Below are 13477 nucleotides of genomic sequence, written 5' to 3'. Positions count from 1 at the left end.
GCAGAGCCGCACCTTCGAGAGGTCGGAGGAATCAGAACGGGCGGTGGGACAGCAGCAGGGCGACGGAGACGAGCGCGCCCCACACCAGCGCGTTGACGAGCGTCGCCCGGTCGCGCAGCAGAACGCGGACCGGTTCGGCCCCGCCGTCCTCGACGAGCAGCACCTGTAGATAGCGGGCGAGCCCGAACACGGCGCAGGGGGCCGACAGCAGGACCACCAGAGGCGCCTTGGACGCGAAGACGGCGTCGTCCCGCAGGTAGCAGACGTACGACATCGCTGTCAGGACGGCCACCAGCACGACCAGGTGGTCGAGGAACGCGCGCGTGTATCCGCGCAGGGCGGGCCGGTGGGCCGGGCCCGCCGCGCCCAACTCGTGCCGGCGCTTGCCGAGCGACAGCATCAGACAGAGGCAGAAGACGCACAGCGCGAGCCACGCGGAGACCCCGCTGCCCAGGGCCAGCGCACCCTGCGCGAGCCGCAGCACGAAACCGGAGGCGACGATGAACGCGTCCACCAGCGGCACATGCTTGAGCCCGCGGGCATAGGCGAAGCTGATCAACAGATACACGGCGACGGGCCACCACCGCCACGCGGGCCCGACGAGCGCCCAGCCGCCCAGGGACAGCGCCAGCCCCCCGGCCAGTGCGGCCGCGGCCGCGACGGAGACCCGGCCGGAGGCGATCGGACGGCGGCGCTTGACGGGGTGCAGCCGGTCCCGCTCCCGGTCGGCCAGGTCGTTGACGACGTAGACGAGCGCCGAGGCCAGCGTGAAACCGACCACGGCCCAGCCTGTGCGCAGCAGTGCGGCACCCGACCAGGGCCGCGCGTCGAGCAGGGCCAGCGGCACCACGGCGAAGTTCTTCACCCACTGGTGCGGGCGCAGCAGTGCCAGCAGGTCGAGCAGGTAGGGGCGGTGCCGGACGGGCGGCTCGGTGAGAACAGGAGCGTCCGGCGGATCGGGCGGTTGGGGTGGGACCGCCACCACGCGCGCGGGCGCGGGTGAGGACTTCGTGGTGTCCACGGCATGGGCTCCAGAGGGTCTCAGAAGAACACCTTGGCGAGGCTCAGTGCTCCTTGGCGCCACGGCTCCCGGCTCGTCCGGCCCTTGCCGGTGGTGTGCCCGCCGGCCCGCCGCTGGGTGCGCCACCAGTCGTACGTGCGCAGGATGGCGTCCTGGTTGGACTGCTCCGGCTTGAAGCCGAGGCGTTCCCGGGCGCGGCTGATGTCCACGTAGGAGTCGTCCAGCAGCTTGAAGAGCAGCCGCCCGTAGACCGGTGACAGACGGCCGCGTTCCAGCAGCCGCAGCACGCTCAGGGCGGGGGCGGCGGGCAGGGGGACGAGCCGTTTGCCGTGACCCGCCGCGTCGAGCACGGTCTGGAAGTCCTCGCGCAGCGTGCCGAATTCGGCCGCACCCAGGTTGTACACGTCGTTGGCGGTCTCCGGATCGGCGTGCAGCGCCAGCACCACGGCGTCGACGAGATCGTCCATGCCGAACATCTGGATGCGTACGTCGCCCTGCCCCAGGACGGGGAAGTTGCGGCCCTCCTCGGCCCACTCGAAGAGCATCGAGAACAGCCCCATCCGTCCGGGACCCAGGAACGTCTTGGGCCGCAGCACCGACAGACACATGCCCCGGGCCCGGAACTCCTCGCAGACCTCCTCCGCCTCGGCCTTGGCCCTGCTGTACGGGTCCACCGGTTCCCGCGGATGCTCCTCGGGGGTCGGTACCTGCCTGGGCAGGCCGTAGACGGCCGTCGAGGAGATGTGCACGACCCGGCCGACACGGGCCCGGTGCGCGGCGGACAGGACACTGCGGGTGCCGTCGACCGTCACCGAACGGATCTGGTCGGCGGGATAGCTGGGCAGCGCCGCCGCACAGTGCACGAGTGCGTCGACGCCGTCGAAGGCCCGGTCGAGGGCGGCGGCGTCGCGGATGTCGGCGACGACGTGCCGCGCCCTCTGCGGGGACCGCGCCTCGTCGATCACGTCGATGCCCACGACGTCGTGGCCGTCGGCGGCGAGCCGGGCGACGAGGTGCGAGCCGAGCATGCCGGCCGCGCCGGTCACCGCGATGGTCAGGCCGCCCATCGGGACACCGCCTTGTCCTTGAAGAAGGCGCCGAGCAGCCGGTTCATGCCCTTGGCCAGCGTCTTGTCCAGGGCGTCGAGGAAGATCTCGACCTCCTCGGCACCCGCGACGAGCGAGGGCGCGGCGACCAGCGGGCTGCGCCCGTTGAGCGTGTAGTACATGTACACGTCGTGGTCGTGGTACATCGCGTTGACCACCGCGCAGGTGATGACCTTGGTACGCAGCAGCGGATCGCGCGCCAGCCCGCCGGGCGCGAGCTTCGCGGCGAGATCCAGGAGTCTGGGGCCGCCGTCGAGGAAGATCCCGTACAGCGCGCCGGCCCCGCGGACGTCGGCGATCACGTCGGGGTACTGCTTGCGCAGGCGCGCGAGTCCCGGCGCGAGGACACGCCCGATGGCACGGGCCCGGCCCGGATAGTCGTCCTCGACGGCGATGTTGACGGCCTCGATGGCGGTCGCGGTCTCCTCGCCGAATCCGTAGTACGTGGTGCTGGTCGACTGGAGCATGGCGTCGCCGAGGCTGTCGTACGCGGCCCGGAAGACGGGCTCGCGCGCCACGAACGCGGAGATCGACGACTTGCCGCCCCCGAAGGACTTGGACGTGGTCACCACGTCCGGCACCAGACCCGGGTAGCGCATGAAGTGGAAGAGCGTGCCGGTCTTGCCCCAGCCGGTGTAGATCTCGTCGAAGATCAGCACGATGTCCTCGGCGGTGCACAACTCCCGCAGCCCGCGCAGGAATTCCTCGGAGCACTCCGTCATGGTCGAGGCGGAGAAGGGCTCGATGAGGATGGCGTACGTGTCGCAGCGGCCCTTGGCGTCACGCGTCGCGTCGACGGCCGCGCGTACGGAGTCCAGGTCGCCGTAGCGGAACGAGGCGACGCCCGGGATGCCGGGGAAGGCGAAGCTGTTCTGCGCGCTGCCGGTCAGGCTGCCGGAGCCGAGCAGCTTGCCGTGGAAGCTGATGTCGGCGTGCAGGATCCGCTGTCGGCGGCCCCGGTGGTACTTGTACGCCAGCTTCACGGCGCCCTCGACCGCCTCGGCGCCCGAGTTCGGCAGGAACGACATGTTCAGGTCGCCGGGCAGGAGTTGGGCGAGATTGTGGCCGAGAGCGGCCACGTACGGCGAGAAGTAGGTCTTGTGGACCTCCATCCTGCGCTGTTCCTGGAAGCGCCGGCGCGCGGCGAGGATGCGGGGATGGTTGTGGCCGTGGCTGAGCACGCCCACTCCGCCGGTGAAGTCCAGGATGCGGCGCCCGTCACGGGTGTGGATCCACGAGCCCTCGGCACGGTCGACCAGTTCCCGGCCGAAGCCGAAGGAGGTCATCAGCGCCACCTGGCTCTTGTTGATGTGCGCGCGATACAGGTCGTGGACCTGGCGCACCGGCATCTGTTCGCAGTCGTCGACGGTGAGCAGGCGTCCGTCGGAAGTCATGCGGTTCCTTCCTGAAGCGTGGTTCGGGGGGATCGCGCGGGGCCGACGGCGCGTGCCCAGAGCAGCGCGCCGCCCGTGGCGGCCACCTCGCTCAGCACGCAGACCACTCGGCTGGTGATCGCCGCCGCGGTGGCGGCCGACAGCGGCAGGACCGGGCTGAGCAGCGCGAGCAGGACCAGCTCGCGTGCCCCCCAGCCGTCGGGCAGGACGAAGGCCAGACTCCCGGCGACGGTGGCGAGGGCGAACCCGCCGACGCACACGGGCAGGGAGGACAGCAGCGGCGCCCCGAACAGCACGGCGATGGCCCACAGATGGAGCCCGGACACCACCCAGGACACACAGGCCCAGCCGATCGAGACGCGCACGGTCCGGGGTGAGCCCTGTACGGCCGACGCGGGCCGTCGGGCGAGCCGCATGGTCAGGGCTACCAGTGCGTTGACCCAGCCGGGCCACGCGACGGCGGCCGCCGCGAGCAGGATCAACGGAGCCAGCACCCAGGCCTGGGCACCCAGCACGGCCGGCGCGACCAGCAGACCGAAGGCGGCGCCCGTACTCGTTCCGATGACGAGACCGAGCCCGAAGGCGGCGATCATCTGCTCGGGGGCGATCCCGACGGCCTTGCCGAGCTGGACATGCGCGAGGACACCCCAGACCCGGCCCGGTACGAACTTGCTGATGACCCCGATGAAGAAGATCCGGGCCGCGTCGGCCGCCCGGATCCGTCGGCCCCCGTCCGAGAGCAGCACCCGCCACGACAGCATCGACAGGCCCAGACCGACGGCGTTCGCCACCAGCGCGGCGCCCAACAGCAGTACACCGCCCGGCCGTTCCGCCGCCTGCGACACCTCGGTACCGGCGCCGCGCACGGAGCCCCCGACGGCGAAGACGGTGGCCGCGACCAACGCCACGGCGACGACGACACGCAGCACACGGGAGCGCAGGGACGGCCGCTCACCGGCGTCCGTCACCGCGGCAGCGGGCTCATCGCGCTCGGTGCCGGTCACGACGGGATCACCGCCGAGGTGCGGTCCCGGCCCCGTACGGACGGACCGAAACCGGGGTCCAGGACCCAGCGCACACCGCCGTGCAACGCGCCGAGCACCAGGGCGAGATGCACGGCGAAGTGGACGCCGGTGAACCACACCAGGAACGCGACTCCCTTGCGGCGGGCCACGAAGCGCGACAGCCCCGGATCCGCCATGGCGAAGGCCAGCGCGCAGGCCAGCGGCGCCGCAAGCAGCCACAGGCTGACGAGCGCCAGTGGCAGGGTGGCGGGGACGAGCGCCGCCGCCAGCACACCGCGGGTGGGGTTCGCGCGCAGGCCGCCGCCGCGCCGGCGTTCCACCGCGGCCACGGGGATGAGGAGTTGGGAACGCCGGTACTGCTCGGCGAGCATCGGCAGGAACCGGTCCACGTCGTCATGCCGGCCCGCCACCGTCTGCGTGAGGCGGATGCGGTGGGTGACGGCCAGCCGGTCGCTGTACTCGACGTCCTCCGAGTCCCGGAGGTTCTCGTCGAAGGGGCCGACCTCCTCGAAGACCCGACGCTCGATCGCGGCCATGGCGAAGAAGGCGGTCCCGACGAGACCCGCGCTGCGGCGGCGCCAGAAGTGCGCGTGCAGGCAGTGGTACACCTCCACGGGACCGTCGTCGAAGAGGGGCTCGGGAGCCACGATCCCGTGCACGCACCCCGTCTCCGGTTCGCTCAGGAGCAGATCGACGGCGTTCTCGATGGCGTCGGGCTCCAGGGCGATGTCGGAGTCGAGGAAGAAGAGGATCTCGCCCCGCGCGGTCGAGGCGCCCAGGTTCCGCGCCGCCGACACCCCGCCGTTGTCCGGGCGGGCCACCAGGACACAGGGGAACGCGCGGACCACCTCGCGGGAGCCGTCGGTGCTGGCGTCGTCGACGACCACGACGTCCAGAGGCGCGAGGGTCTGCGCGTACACGGACTCCAGACAGGCCCGGAGCGTCTTCTCGTAGTTGTAGTTGGGGATGATCACCGACACGGTGGGGCGTACCCGTGACATGGCGGGTCAGGTCCTTTCCGTCGGGGCAGTGAGCGCAGATCCGGCAGCCCGAGGGCCGAGAGACACCAGCCCCGCGGTCCGGGCCCGGTGGTGAGAGAGGCGAGGAGGAAGTCGAGAGCCGCCAGCTCGGCGTGCAGGGGATCGAGGCTCTCGATGAAGAGCGCGGCGTGCACCGCGCGCCGCCGGCACACCACGGCGTACAGATGCGCGGGGCGCGGAGCCGGCAGGCGACTGTCGTGGCACGCCGATCCCAGCCACAGGACGACTTCCTCGGGAGGCCAGGCATCCGGCTGCGGTGGGACGAGCGGAACGAGCAGCGCGGTCACGAGGCGCACGGATTCGGTTTCCCTGTATCCGGGTCACGCCCGTGAGAGCCCGTCCGGGCAGCCGCCCGGCGCGGCCGACGCAGTCACGGCCGACGCGCCCGTCCGGGAAGGACGGAAGGCCGGGCGACAGAACCTGCGCATGGGGATCTCCTCGTACGAGAGGCGGGGGAACGGACGGCGAGGGCAAGGGACGTGCGGGCCCCCGGCTGTCCACGAGCCTGCGGGTACGGACTGCCGCGCCGCTACGGTTCCCGGTGGCCGCAAGGTGCGAGGCAGCGGACTGCCACGCGCGATCACCGCCGACAGGCCGTTCCCACCGAGGTCGGTGGCGCGGTGGCAGGGGGCGGACAGTCCCCTTGTGGCCAGCGTCGCCGTAAGCGTGGTTCGATACGTCGAACACCGCGACGACCTGCTGATCTCTGCTCCGGCAGGCCGGAACAGCCCTCAGGGCACGGATTATTCTGGTCTAGACCTGTAACTGGGTGTCGCCATACACTCACGCCTGGCATCGCCCGGGGCCCTGCCCCGGCACGCAACGGTGGACGATGGCGGGGGAGCCGGAAATGTTACAGGTGCTGGGACTTGATGCGCGGACGGAACTTGTCTTCCGGCTGGTTCTGGAGGAGCCGGGGCTGAGACTGCACGAGATCATCACCCGCCTCGGTCAGGACGAACAGCAAGTACGGGCCGCACTGGACCGATTGGCCGAGCTCTGCCTGCTCGACTGCCACGACGACACGGACTCCGAACAGGCGGATCCGGCCTTCCACGCCGTCGATCCGGCGGTCGGTCTGCCGTACTTCCTCTCGCATCGGGAGGCCGAACTGGTCAAGGAACAACGGCAGTTGGAGGTGGCACGCGAGATCGTCTCCACGCTCGCCGTGGGCAACACCCAGGAGAAAGGCCACAAGAAGGGCCGCCGGTTCGACGTCATCAGACGCTTGGAGGGCCCTGAGGCGGTCCGTGAACGCCTCGTCGAACTCACCGAGTTGGCGCGCGTCGAGTGCCTGTCCGTGCTGCCGGCCGCCACGCGGGCGCCGGACATCCTCGCCACCGGCCGGCGCCTCGGCCGCCAGGCCCTGGAACGAGGGGTCCGCGTGCGCAGCATCTACCAGGACAGTTTCCGCAACGAGCCCACCGCCCTGCGCCACGTCGACATGCTGGGTGAACTGGGCGCCCAGAGCCGTACGTTGCCCGTCCTGCCCATCGCCATGGCCGTCGTCGACAGCGAGGTCGCCGTCGTCCCCCTCGACCCCGACGACGGCCGGGCCGGCGCCCTGGAGCTGCGCAGTGAGGGCGCGGTCGCGGTGGCCCGGTCCCTGTTCGAGAGCCTGTGGGCATCGGCCACACCGGTCGGCCCCGAACCCCCACGCGACACCAACGGCCTGACCCCGCAGGAGGACGAACTCCTGGCCCTGCAGGCCAAGGGGCACACCGACGCGACGGCCGCCCGCCTGCTGGGCATCTCGCTGCGCACGGTCCGCCGGATGAACGCCGCCCTGGCCGCGAGGATGAACGCCCGCAGCCGCTTCCAGGCCGGTGCGGAGGCGGCCCGCCGGGGCTGGATCTGACCTCCGTCACCCTCGCCGATCGCCGGTCCGGCGCCCGATGGGTGCCGGACCGACGGATCCTCAGCCGCGAACCCGGTGGGGCCCGTTCATCTCCGTGCTGGGTGCTTAAGCGCGCGTTGCCCACTCCTCGTCCAAGGGCGTCCAAGCACGTCCACCCTGTCCAGATTCACGGCACTCTGTCCACCTTGAGGGCTGGAGTGCTGTGAGATTTCGTGAGACGCGCTTCACCCCAGTGAAGGCGGCTCTCTGTCACGCACAGCGCGCGAAGGCCGCTCTACCCCCCACGGGAGAGCGGCCTTCGCGATGAGTCAATCGAGCGTCAACGTCCTTCACCGCAAAGGAGGTTGAGGTATCGATTCATCTGTGCTCACTGCCGTGATCGGCGTACAGGACGGACACCTCGGCCGAGTGCTTCCCGTGTCCCGCCGGGTACAGCGTCTGCGTGTCGACTCCCGCGACAGCCCTGAGTTCTCCGTAGGTCCGCTGCGTGAACTGGCCGCTCGCTAGCAGGAGTTCGTGCGTGATAAGCCGGTTGCGTTCGTCGTTGACCTCCTGGACTTCCGTCTCCAGCTCCTCGACGCGCAGGCGCAGCTGGCTCACGAGGTTCATGGCGTGGTCCGTCGAGTACGCGTAGGTCGCCATCCGTACGGCGCCCGTGACCCTGGACCGCTCGAGGGCTCCCTCGCGACGTTTGACGTCCAGTTCGCGCCGCTGCATTTCCAACTCGAGGTCGCGCCGCTGTTTGGCCACTTCGTTCAAGTCGCTGCGCGTGCGTTCCTCGGACCGGGCGAGCATGTACCGCATCGTTGCGGCCAGGACGCCCGCGGCGCCGACGGCGAGGAAACCGACTCCTGCAGCGGCCGTCTCCCATGTATGGCGGAAGACTCCGTCCCCCGTCAGGGCGCCGCCGGCTGCGAATGCGACCGTCGCGGCTCCCGCCAGTTTGTACGCCACTGGTCTTACCCCCTTGCTGTTGCCCCCGGGTCGGAGGCATCGATCTCCCGTTGGAGTTCGACGGCCTGTCCGATGTTTCCCTTGAGCATCTTGCGGATCTTTGGATCGGTGATTTCCCAGGCGTCCATCGCTGCCTCCGGGGTGAGTTCGGCCGAGGCTACATCCCTGTTTGGTGACTCTGGGGATGGTTTGGACGGAATCAGTCCGGATTCCAGCAGCAGTTGCTGGTGGTCCAGGCGAAGGACTGACGCCCAGGATGTGAGTTGCGACGGCATCGGGAGGGTCTTGCCGTCCAGGGTCCGGCTGACCGTCGTGAGGCTCACGCCGAGCAAGTCGGCGAGCTGTGCCCGGCCGCCGGCCCTCTGGCGCACATCGAATCCGGCCGCGGTCGCGGCCTTCGTCAGGTAGGCGCCAACACGTTGCGCGACGGCTTGTCGCTCCTCACGCGTGTTGCCGTGGGGGGGATCTTCCATGCTCCGCATTCCGCGAGAGTAGCGCGCACGCATGCAACTTGCACTCATGTCCCACGCATGAGACTTCGCAGGTCAAGCGTCACATTTCCGCGATCGCAGGTCAGGGCCAGCGTGCAGCGCTCCAGCTCTCCAGAAAAAAGTTCCGGCGACTTCGGTGATGCAACTTGCGCGCGTGTGAGTTAGTTGCATAGGTTGCGGCTGTGGGACTTAGTCCCACGCCTGAGACCTCCCGAGGGGGACGTACGCATGATCCGCCTGAACATGGCCGCGCTCATGAAAAGGGCCAGGTCAATGGGCGACGAGAACGTCGACGCCATCGCCGGCCGGACCGGAATCAGCCGCAGCACGATCTACCGGCTTGCCGGTGGAAGCGAGCCCAGCCTGCCGATCTTGTGCAAGTTCCGCGCCGTCTACGGAGGGCGCGTCGACTCGCTCATCAAGGAAGACCGCACCGGGCAGGACGCGGCGGTGCCGAAGCAGCGCACTCCGCGGCCGCGCAGCCGACGCAGCACCTGACGCGTGAGGGCTGCCCGACGGCCGGGCCATGGCCAGTCGAGCAGCCCCGCAGCATTCAGCCCACCACAGTTCATCTGCTCATGAACGGAGACGGCCTTGATCACTGAGGCTAACGCCAGACCGACCAGGGACGACACGAGAGAACCGGACCTCATCGCCCGTGCGCAGCAAGGCGACACCGACGCCTTCGGCGAGCTCTACGCCCTGCACCGCCCCGCCGTTGCCGCTTTCGTCCGGCACAGGGTCAGCAACCACCGGCAGCGGACCGAGGACATCACTTCCGAGGTGTTTCTCCGGGCGTTCCGGAAACTGCACACCTTCCAGTGGACCGGCAAACCGCTGCTGTCGTGGCTGTACACCATCGCCCGGAACATCGTTGCCGACCACTACAAGGCCAGCCCGACGCAGCGGCTCACCTTCACCCACGAATTGGACGTCCTGTCGGACTACAAGGGCTTCACGGCTCCGCCCCCCGACGACGAAGTCTTGGCCAGCCTGGACGCGGAATTGCTGCGTATCGCGATGGGCCGGATCACCGACGGCCAGCGCCGCGTCCTCGTCTGCCGGTTCCTGCACGAGATGTCGATCGAGGAGACCGCCACGGCGCTCGGGATGACGGAAGGAGCCGCGAAGACGAGCCAGTACCGGGCTGTTCGGTCGCTCCAGCGGTTCCTGGAGAGGACGCCGGCATGACGACTGCATCCGGCCCGCGAGCCGACATCCAACAGCGGCTCACGTCGGAACTCACCGCCCTCGCTGGCCAGTTCGTGGCTGACCTGGAGAATCAGGGACGCCTCGTCGGCCCTGGTGAAGCCAAGATTCTCGAGCACCTGAGAACGCAGGTCGAAGCGCGGCGTGACCTGCCCGAGGCATATCAGGTCGCGGTTGACACGATCGTTGACGACTGCGGCTACCCGAGTGCTGTGGCCGCGCGGATCGCGACCGCACTGCGCCGCAAGGGCTTGCTTGGCGACGGCGACGAGCCCGAGCCGCAGCATGCGCCCGCGCCGCCCCCGAGCCGCGCCGACCCGTCTACTCGAGGCGCGACCGTGGTGGCGCTCGCCCGGCCCGTGGACGGGCCGATCGTCCCCGTGGTGAACCGCGTCGAGGGGCAGCCGCCACGGGTCCGGCCGACCGCAGCCCAGAGCGCCGGTACCACCGAGCAGACTCCCGACTGGGAGGAGACGCGCGGCAAGGCCATCGCGCTGGCTGCCCGCCTGCAGGCCAAGCACGAAGGGCGCCTTGAGGTCACGCAGATCGCGCCCAGCCACGAACGAGTCGCCATCGCCATCCGTGCCGCCTCGCTCAGCGACTGGGAGTACTGGCTGGACGCGATCGGCACGCCGCCGAATCTCTCGACGAGGACCGCCGGGTACGCCCAGATCGCGTTCGGTCGGATCGACGGTATCGAGGTCCACCTCACCGCGCACGAGGTCCCACGCCTTCTCCACGAGGCGGAGGTCGCGGCGGCTGATCCGTTCTACCTGTGGGGCCGGATCTACGACCTCACCCGCGGCCAGACCGACAAGCTCGGCCGGCTGTGGATGCACCTTGGCCAGCGCCAGCCGGACGGCATGCCTCTCATGGTTCTCCGGGGCGGCAACGGGACTCCGTTCCCGCTCGCGTCGATCGTCATGGCGACCGGCCACCTCATCCCGACCGCCGGCGCCGCAACACCCATCCCGGCCGCTCCCACGGCCATCGCAGATCCCGCAGGCGACGGAGGTGAGCAGTGAACATCGTCACCGATCTCTACCTCGGCTGGGAGCCGTTCACCCACGCGGAGGAGTGCGAACGGCCCGCGTGGCAGCCGGAGTTGCGCATCGACCAGGGCCTGCGCGGACGCCTCCTCGACCGGGATCTCGCCCACGAGTGCCCGAACGAAGAGTGCGACCACGCGAGTGTGTTCCGCCGGTTCACGGTCCGGCTCATCTGCCGGGGCTGCCGGGCCGTCCACATTGTCACCGGCGAGGACGTTGGGATCACCCGTTCCACCACTCCGGCCTACGGCTACGGCCAGGACGCCCGCGAGGTCAACGGCCTGTGGCTGTGGCCCGGCGAGCAGACCCGGCCCGGGCGCGACGAAGAGCCGAGGGACTGGCTCGTCACCCGCACGCCGAGCCCCCCGCTCACGCCCGCCGACGTCGCCGGGACCATCGACCGCTACCGCACCTCCGGCCAGCACAAGCGCTGGCGGGCCCGCGCCATCCCCGACCCGGCCGGCCCGTACGGCGAGAGCCAACTGCGCTGGGCACGCCACCGCAGCGAGCACCTGTCCGTCGACCACGCCGCCGACTGGATCCACGCCCAGTACGAGCCGAAGACCGTCGAGGTAGCCGTATGAACATCATCGAAGCCGCGCTCACCTCATTCGAAGAGCACGAGGCCGCCCAGCCGGCCCGGGCCGCCGAGGAGTACGAACACAACCGTGAGAAGTTCCTCCGCTACGCCCGCCGCCATGCGACGCGGACGCTGAGTGAAGAGGCCGGGAACCTGGACTGGCAGTACACGCCGGCTGACCGGCTGCCGGAGTCAGTGGAAGAGGCGACGGCCATCCTGGAGCCCGGCCGCCCCGACTACCTCGTCTACCAGTACGACTACAGCCGTGAGACCGCCACGCTCAAGCTGGTGCAGCCGTGTACGGCCTGCGGCAGTCAACGCGTCAACCCCGTCGACGGCTACGTCACGCTCGGCCGACTCCTCACCGAAGCCGCGCAGAACGGGGAGCAGCGCTGATGGCGGGCCGCTCTCTCGACCGCAACGCGTCGGGGCACTGGCTCCCCAGCGCCGCCGACCAGCCGGCCCGGGCCAAGAAGAAGGTGGATCTGCCGGGCGGACCGGTCGTCGACGAATGCCGTGTCGGCGGCTGCGGCTCCGTCGGCATCGGCCCTCGCCCGCAGCCCGGCATGGTGCGCGTTGCCGGAAGCAAGGACGGCGCCCTGGTGCACTGGTACTGCGCCAACCGCTGCGCGGGGATCGCCCGCGCCAGGGCCGACCTCCGCTCCGTGTCCACCAGCGGAGGAGGCCTCCGTGCCTGAGATCGCGCCCGACCTCTCCAACCGCAATCGGTGCGTCTCCGTTCACTGGTCTCTGCCCGCGCAGTGCGAACTCCCGCCCAGCCACTGGGACGACCACGAGACAACACACCCCGAGAGCGGGGTCCGGTTGCGGTACTGCCGCACAGGCGGGGCCTGGCGCACCGAGGAATGGCGGGACAGCTTCTGGCACCGGATCGAGATCCCGCCGCCCGGCGGTTACTGCGGGCAGCCAGACCCCGACCGCCCCGGCGTCACCTGCACCGCGCAGTACGGGCACCGCTTCTCCCGGTCCCACTCTCGTGACATCGATAGCGAGTGGCACCAGTGGCCCACGCACGTAAGGGAGCCCGAGCACCGCCCGGGCCTCCAGGAGCAGGACCTGCTCCGCGGCCTGCTCTACGATCAGGCCGCCGAGCTCGCCGAACTCCGCGCGACGATCGCCGCGTACCAGAAGGCAGGCGGAGCAACTCGGTTCAGGAGCACGCCGGAGGCTGGAGAGCGACAGTCACGCCTGCTGACGCGCGTGGAGAACCACAACTGCCCGGTGACCACCGGGATCGCGGCCAAGATCTACCTCAGCTGGGGGTGGAAGGGCCTGACCGAGCGGACGGTGCGCTCGGACCTCGCCTCGCTGGCCAGGGCGGGTCATCTCAAGGTCGATGAGTCGGATCCCGGCTGCCGCCGCTACGCCCCGGTGCGCTCTCCTCGCCGACGGGGTGAGAGCCGGTGACGGGCCTGTATGTGGTGTGCGGCTGGACGGTCGCGGCGATCGTCGTCGCGGCCGTGGCCGGCCGGGCTCTGCGCCGACTCGGCGAGGGGGACAGCACGGTGCCGGACGCTGCCGGAGCCTTCGCGGAGGACGACTGCCTCCAGGACGAGGACGCCGATGTCCTGGACCGTCGAGGGGCGCTGGAGGAATCCGTGGCACGGCACCCCTCCGCCGCGGGCCGGCCGCCGCTTCGCCGGGTGTTCTTGCCTGGCCAGCGGCGCGACTCCGGAGCCGCAAAGTGAGGTCTATCCGGCGGAACAGATGCCGGATTCCGTGGCGCGGG

General features: G+C 70.2%; 16 protein-coding genes. 9 read left to right on the top strand and 7 right to left on the bottom strand.

The window, feature by feature from the left end; translation table 11 throughout:
* Positions 1–31: 31 nt before the first annotated feature.
* The 5 genes from ACIP6U_RS30320 to ACIP6U_RS30300 are packed head-to-tail and all read right to left on the bottom strand — an operon-like array spanning position 32 to position 5547.
* Positions 32–1021 carry a UbiA prenyltransferase family protein gene (locus tag ACIP6U_RS30320; protein WP_401724247.1) on the bottom strand — a complete coding sequence of 330 codons (990 nt, stop codon included), beginning with the start codon at positions 1019–1021 and terminating at the stop codon, positions 32–34.
* A 20-nt stretch (positions 1022–1041) separates the two neighbouring features.
* The gene (locus ACIP6U_RS30315; protein WP_401724245.1) at positions 1042–2088 is read right to left on the bottom strand and encodes an NAD-dependent epimerase/dehydratase family protein; all 1047 of its coding nucleotides are present in this window, start codon (positions 2086–2088) and stop codon (positions 1042–1044) included.
* Entirely contained in the window at positions 2076–3521 is a 1446-nt protein-coding gene (locus tag ACIP6U_RS30310; RefSeq protein ID WP_401724242.1) for an aspartate aminotransferase family protein, read from the bottom strand. Before ACIP6U_RS30310 ends, ACIP6U_RS30315 begins: the two co-directional genes overlap by 13 nt.
* A complete protein-coding gene (locus ACIP6U_RS30305; protein ID WP_401724239.1) occupies positions 3518–4525 on the bottom strand; it encodes a lysylphosphatidylglycerol synthase domain-containing protein in 1008 nt (335 codons plus the stop codon). Before ACIP6U_RS30305 ends, ACIP6U_RS30310 begins: the two co-directional genes overlap by 4 nt.
* Complete coding sequence (locus ACIP6U_RS30300) at positions 4522–5547, bottom strand: glycosyltransferase family 2 protein (RefSeq protein ID WP_401724236.1); 1026 nt, start codon at positions 5545–5547, stop codon at positions 4522–4524. Before ACIP6U_RS30300 ends, ACIP6U_RS30305 begins: the two co-directional genes overlap by 4 nt.
* A gap of 889 nt (positions 5548–6436) precedes the next feature.
* Between ACIP6U_RS30300 and ACIP6U_RS30295 the strand changes: the two genes are divergently transcribed.
* Positions 6437–7444 carry a LuxR C-terminal-related transcriptional regulator gene (locus tag ACIP6U_RS30295; protein ID WP_401724233.1) on the top strand — a complete coding sequence of 336 codons (1008 nt, stop codon included), beginning with the start codon at positions 6437–6439 and terminating at the stop codon, positions 7442–7444.
* Between the two features lie 357 nt (positions 7445–7801).
* On the opposite strand, the gene ACIP6U_RS30290 is transcribed toward ACIP6U_RS30295, so the two are convergent.
* Positions 7802–8398, bottom strand: a complete 597-nt coding sequence (locus ACIP6U_RS30290; RefSeq protein WP_401724230.1) for a hypothetical protein — start codon at positions 8396–8398, stop codon at positions 7802–7804.
* Positions 8399–8403: 5 nt separating this feature from the next.
* Positions 8404–8871, bottom strand: a complete 468-nt coding sequence (locus ACIP6U_RS30285) for a transcriptional regulator (protein ID WP_401724227.1) — start codon at positions 8869–8871, stop codon at positions 8404–8406.
* A 246-nt stretch (positions 8872–9117) separates the two neighbouring features.
* Between ACIP6U_RS30285 and ACIP6U_RS30280 the strand changes: the two genes are divergently transcribed.
* The 8 genes from ACIP6U_RS30280 to ACIP6U_RS30245 all read left to right on the top strand — a co-directional run bounded on the left by ACIP6U_RS30280 (position 9118) and on the right by ACIP6U_RS30245 (position 13436).
* Entirely contained in the window at positions 9118–9387 is a 270-nt protein-coding gene (locus ACIP6U_RS30280) for a hypothetical protein (protein WP_401724225.1), read from the top strand.
* A gap of 96 nt (positions 9388–9483) precedes the next feature.
* Entirely contained in the window at positions 9484–10080 is a 597-nt protein-coding gene (locus tag ACIP6U_RS30275; protein ID WP_401724223.1) for an RNA polymerase sigma factor, read from the top strand.
* Positions 10077–11123 carry a BN159_2729 family protein gene (locus ACIP6U_RS30270; protein ID WP_401724220.1) on the top strand — a complete coding sequence of 349 codons (1047 nt, stop codon included), beginning with the start codon at positions 10077–10079 and terminating at the stop codon, positions 11121–11123. The genes ACIP6U_RS30275 and ACIP6U_RS30270 overlap by 4 nt, the downstream gene beginning before the upstream one ends.
* Positions 11120–11731 (top strand): hypothetical protein, encoded by a 612-nt coding sequence (locus ACIP6U_RS30265; protein WP_401724218.1) that lies wholly within the window; start codon positions 11120–11122, stop codon positions 11729–11731. Before ACIP6U_RS30270 ends, ACIP6U_RS30265 begins: the two co-directional genes overlap by 4 nt.
* Complete coding sequence (locus ACIP6U_RS30260; RefSeq protein WP_401724215.1) at positions 11728–12123, top strand: hypothetical protein; 396 nt, start codon at positions 11728–11730, stop codon at positions 12121–12123. The genes ACIP6U_RS30265 and ACIP6U_RS30260 overlap by 4 nt, the downstream gene beginning before the upstream one ends.
* Entirely contained in the window at positions 12123–12425 is a 303-nt protein-coding gene (locus ACIP6U_RS30255; protein WP_401724212.1) for a hypothetical protein, read from the top strand. The genes ACIP6U_RS30260 and ACIP6U_RS30255 overlap by 1 nt, the downstream gene beginning before the upstream one ends.
* A complete protein-coding gene (locus ACIP6U_RS30250) occupies positions 12418–13155 on the top strand; it encodes a hypothetical protein (RefSeq protein ID WP_401724210.1) in 738 nt (245 codons plus the stop codon). Before ACIP6U_RS30255 ends, ACIP6U_RS30250 begins: the two co-directional genes overlap by 8 nt.
* Positions 13152–13436: a hypothetical protein gene (locus ACIP6U_RS30245; protein ID WP_401724208.1), complete on the top strand. Its 285-nt coding sequence runs from the start codon at positions 13152–13154 to the stop codon at positions 13434–13436. The genes ACIP6U_RS30250 and ACIP6U_RS30245 overlap by 4 nt, the downstream gene beginning before the upstream one ends.
* The last annotated feature ends 41 nt before the right edge of the window (positions 13437–13477 follow it).

Origin of the sequence: Streptomyces sp. NPDC088794, assembly GCF_044750545.1 — a bacterium.
Classification (GTDB): Bacteria; Actinomycetota; Actinomycetes; order Streptomycetales; family Streptomycetaceae; genus Streptomyces.
The sequence above is the reverse complement of the archived record's forward strand: the minus strand, read 5'-3'. Positions and strand labels throughout refer to the sequence as shown.

Coding starts and splice junctions, on each gene's coding strand:
- ACIP6U_RS30315 (WP_401724245.1), bottom strand. CDS start 2,088: ATGGGCGGCCTGACCATCGCGGTGACCGGCGCGGCCGGCATGCTCGGC.
- ACIP6U_RS30310 (WP_401724242.1), bottom strand. CDS start 3,521: ATGACTTCCGACGGACGCCTGCTCACCGTCGACGACTGCGAACAGATG.
- ACIP6U_RS30300 (WP_401724236.1), bottom strand. CDS start 5,547: ATGTCACGGGTACGCCCCACCGTGTCGGTGATCATCCCCAACTACAAC.
- ACIP6U_RS30295 (WP_401724233.1), top strand. CDS start 6,437: ATGTTACAGGTGCTGGGACTTGATGCGCGGACGGAACTTGTCTTCCGG.
- ACIP6U_RS30285 (WP_401724227.1), bottom strand. CDS start 8,871: ATGGAAGATCCCCCCCACGGCAACACGCGTGAGGAGCGACAAGCCGTC.
- ACIP6U_RS30280 (WP_401724225.1), top strand. CDS start 9,118: ATGATCCGCCTGAACATGGCCGCGCTCATGAAAAGGGCCAGGTCAATG.
- ACIP6U_RS30270 (WP_401724220.1), top strand. CDS start 10,077: ATGACGACTGCATCCGGCCCGCGAGCCGACATCCAACAGCGGCTCACG.
- ACIP6U_RS30260 (WP_401724215.1), top strand. CDS start 11,728: ATGAACATCATCGAAGCCGCGCTCACCTCATTCGAAGAGCACGAGGCC.
- ACIP6U_RS30255 (WP_401724212.1), top strand. CDS start 12,123: ATGGCGGGCCGCTCTCTCGACCGCAACGCGTCGGGGCACTGGCTCCCC.